This is a genomic window from Hydrocoleum sp. CS-953, assembly GCF_002260545.1.
In the GTDB taxonomy this organism is placed as follows: domain Bacteria; phylum Cyanobacteriota; class Cyanobacteriia; order Cyanobacteriales; family Microcoleaceae; genus Trichodesmium.
Genome location: NZ_LGSU01000396.1, coordinates 1 through 2,979, shown reverse-complemented (window position 1 = coordinate 2,979; position 2,979 = coordinate 1). Strand labels below are relative to the sequence as shown.

2 protein-coding genes are annotated in these 2,979 nt (G+C 38.6%); both read left to right on the top strand.

What is annotated here, in order from left to right; all coding sequences use genetic code 11:
• Nucleotides 1-359: 359 nt before the first annotated feature.
• Nucleotides 360-554: a hypothetical protein gene (locus AFK68_RS03855; protein ID WP_094671668.1), complete on the top strand. Its 195-nt coding sequence runs from the start codon at nt 360-362 to the stop codon at nt 552-554.
• A 196-nt stretch (nt 555-750) separates the two neighbouring features.
• A complete protein-coding gene (locus tag AFK68_RS03850; RefSeq protein WP_094671667.1) occupies nt 751-1,803 on the top strand; it encodes a DUF3326 domain-containing protein in 1,053 nt (350 codons plus the stop codon).
• The last annotated feature ends 1,176 nt before the right edge of the window (nt 1,804-2,979 follow it).

The window sequence follows — 2,979 nt, the reverse complement described above, 5'->3', positions numbered from 1 at the left end:
CTGACGGAATGCTCCGCAAACATGTCGCGCAGCGAAACGGCCGTTAGCTTCGCATAACTATCGTTAACGCCCGTACAGGAGTCACGAGTCAGGAGTCAGAATTTTCAAAGCGTTCAGTTTAAATTAGCTATTATAAAACTTATCACAACCTATTTAGGATTGCTATATGTATTTTATGGCTGTTAGCTAAAGATAAGCAAGTATGAACTAATTAATTATATAATTGCTATGAGCAAAAAATAAGGTCTCAAGCTTCTCCTTTTAAGGGGATAAAAAAATAAACTTCAGTATTTTAAGCCTCTGACTTCAGGGGTCGGTACTGATAACTAATAACTGATCAATAATAACTAATAACTGAAATGACTACTCATTTTATTGACGCTGAAATTGACCTGCAAGAATCACCAGCAAAACTCAATCAAGAAATTGAAAAAGAGTTGGAAAAACGCGGAACTCCTCTACGTTGGGCAGTGACAAAAGTAGATACAGAAAAACAAAAAGCTCATGTAGAAGCTGTAGTAATTGAGGAAAAAAAATTAACAACTAATTCCTAAAAAGAGGGAATAGGGAATAGGGAATAGGGAATAGTGAGGAGTAAATGTCAATAACCTCCCATTCTTATGATGGAAAAAATAAAATTCAGTATTTCAAGCCTTATGCTTCAGGGGTCGGTACTGATAACTGTTAACCCAGTTCCTCCGATAGGAGCCTAACTGTTAACGTAGCTCCTCCAACAGGAGGCTAACTGAAATGAAACCTTATACAGTAGTCTTAATTATTCCCACTGGTATCGGTGCATCTATTGGCGGTTATGCTGGTGATGCTTTGCCAGTAGCACGGGCGATCGCTCAAACCTGCGATACTCTGATAACTCACCCTAATGTTCTAAATGGGGCACAACTCTATTGGCCATTACCTAATGCTCTATATGTAGAAGGGTATGCCCTTGACAAATTTGCTCAAGGATGGTACGGATTACAACCAGTACATCAAAACCGAGTAGGTTTAATCCTTGACCAGGCCATTGAGCCAGAATTACAACTGCGCCATTTACAAGCTGCCGATGCTACGAGAGCAACTTTAGGTCTAAATTTGACAGATTACATTGTGACTGACTCCCCATTAGGAGTAGAACTACGACAGTCTGAGTCTGGCGCATCTTGGGGCACAATAGCTAATCCTGATAGCTTGCTACGAGCAGCACATACCCTAATCCACAAAGCAAAGGCAGAGGCGATCGCTGTTGTTGCCAGATTTCCCGATGATGAAGGTAGTACAGCATTACAAGAATATCGTCATGGTCAAGGAGTTGACCCCCTGGCAGGAGCAGAGGCAGTTATTAGTCATTTAATTGTCAAAACTTTTCAAATTCCCTGCGCCCATGCTCCTGCTTTGTTGCCTCTACCCCTAGACCCTAACTTATCACCTCGGTCTGCTGCTGAAGAAATTGGTTATACATTTTTGCCTTGTGTTTTGGTTGGTTTGAGTCGTGCGCCACAGTTAGTGACATTAAAAGAGGGTTTGCCAGTTCCTAATAGTATCTGGGCAGAACAAGTTGATGCGGTAGTTGTACCTGCCACAGCTTTTGGAGGTAGTGGGGTGATGAGTTTCAGTCAAACTAAAGCACAAATTATTGCGGTGAGAGAAAATAAAACCCAGATGGAGGTATCACCTGAAAAGTTAGGTATCAAGACGTTGGAGGTAAATTCATATTTAGAAGCGTTGGGGGTTTTGGTTGCTCATAGGGCAGGTATTAGTCCAGAGGCTTTAAAACCAGAAATATTATCAATTGCCAAAATATAGTAATAGCTATAGCCATAGCAGTTTCTCTTGCTTCATTTCCCCTTTTTTTTATACCAAAATAGTAATAGCTATAGCCATAGCAGTTTCTCTTGCTTCATTTCCCCTTTTTTTTATACCAAATACGACTGGATTTGATGTTATATCATCAGGACTTACAGAATAATTAATAATTAATAGTTAATAAGAGGTTGAATGTATCAGGAAATATGAAAAAAGAAGATAGGTATGGAGGTATGGAGGTATGGAGGTATGGAGGTATGGAGGTATGGAGGTATGGAGGTATGGAGGTATGGAGGCAAAAAAAACAATTATTTGTTATCAGGAACTTCACAACTAACTGATTAAGTATGAATAGTCATACCTCCTCTCTCTGTAGAGTTATTTCAATCTCTTCCCTTATTCAAGCTAGTTGATTGAGTTGTGAAACTTTTTTCTTAATACTTATTTGACAAACAGTCTCTAATTAATAATTTCAGAGGGTCTGGCTAGATAAATATAGCGTTTCTCAAGCTTATGAGGTACACAAGCTCTTTAATTTCTTTTCTATTCCCTATTCCCTCCATACCTATTCCCTCCATACCTGTTCTCTGTTCCCTGTTCCCTGTTCCCTGTTCCCTAAAACAAACGAATTTTGTACCTCACGCTTCTTGGGAATTGCTATACTTGATATATTGCTCCTAAGCACCGTAATAATTATTAATTGTTAATTGTTAATTATTTTAGAAGGTGTAATTAGGGTTTGCTGATTAAATCTAAAAGCATTGACAGGAAATAAGGTGCCTTTTTAGGTCTGGAAAAAGTACAAGGTTTTCATTCTAAAGAGCTGCATAAAGTGAGGATTTTTGCTTGATGCGAGGCATAAAAATTAAGGGATAATTCTTGCTCCTGTCTCCTCTAAATTCCCCATTTCTCCTGTCTCCTGTCTCCTGTCTCCTGTCTCCTGACTCCTACCCTTACCCATAAGACTTTTTCAGCAAGCCCTAATTATTAATTATTAATTGTTCATTGTTAATTGCTGAAGCAGAGGTACTATATATAGAGTCAAAAAACTATAACGTTATAGTTTTGAACGCTATATACATGGTATTTGCGTAATATCATGTCCGGATGATTAGGTATAAATAAAATATTTGGCGATCGAGAGGATATATTTTAATTTCTCCCCTACTCCCCTAC

Coding starts and splice junctions, on each gene's coding strand:
- AFK68_RS03855 (WP_094671668.1), top strand. CDS start 360: ATGACTACTCATTTTATTGACGCTGAAATTGACCTGCAAGAATCACCA.
- AFK68_RS03850 (WP_094671667.1), top strand. CDS start 751: ATGAAACCTTATACAGTAGTCTTAATTATTCCCACTGGTATCGGTGCA.